The organism is Oceanisphaera ostreae (genome assembly GCF_042676125.1).
GTDB classification, from domain to species: Bacteria; Pseudomonadota; Gammaproteobacteria; order Enterobacterales; family Aeromonadaceae; genus Oceanimonas; species Oceanimonas ostreae.
The window spans coordinates 1-533 of record NZ_JBHTJS010000071.1 but is presented as its reverse complement, the minus strand read 5'-3'; the positions used below and the strand labels follow the sequence as shown (position 1 = coordinate 533).

Annotated in this window: 1 protein-coding gene; it reads left to right on the top strand. The window is 49.2% G+C overall.

The window, feature by feature from the left end; translation table 11 throughout:
• Positions 1-533: IS66 family transposase (locus ACFQ1C_RS16155; RefSeq protein ID WP_379559707.1), on the top strand; the 533-nt coding region annotated here is incomplete at both ends.

Here is a 533-nt window from a genome sequence, read left to right as displayed (position 1 = left end):
AAGCCAATAAAAGTACTGACACTAAAGCGAAGGCTAAAAAGGGTGTCGTGAGTAAAGCGGATGTTGCACTCAGTTATATTCGTAAACTGTATCGTGTAGAAAGCAACCTAGCGGATAAAACCGATGCCGAGCGTTTAACGGCGCGACAAGAAATTAGCGTACCGTTACTGAACGAATTTAAGCAGTGGCTGGAGACCAACGCGGCCAGAATAATGAAAGGCGGCGCACTGAGAGCGGCTATCGACTACACCTTAAATCAATGGCCATACCTCGTGGGCTACTGCGAACGCGGCGATCTGATGATCAGTAATGTCATGGCTGAAAATGCGATCCGTCCCTTCGCCATTGGCCGTAAAAATTGGTTGTTTGCTGACACACGAAAAGGCGCAGAAGCCAGTGCGGCTTGTTACTCGCTAATAGAAACGGCCAAGGCAAATAACCTTGATCCGCAGGCCTACATTAAACACATTCTTGACCACATTGCCGTCGCCGACACGCTGGAAAAGCTCGAAGCCCTGCTGCCATGGAATGTG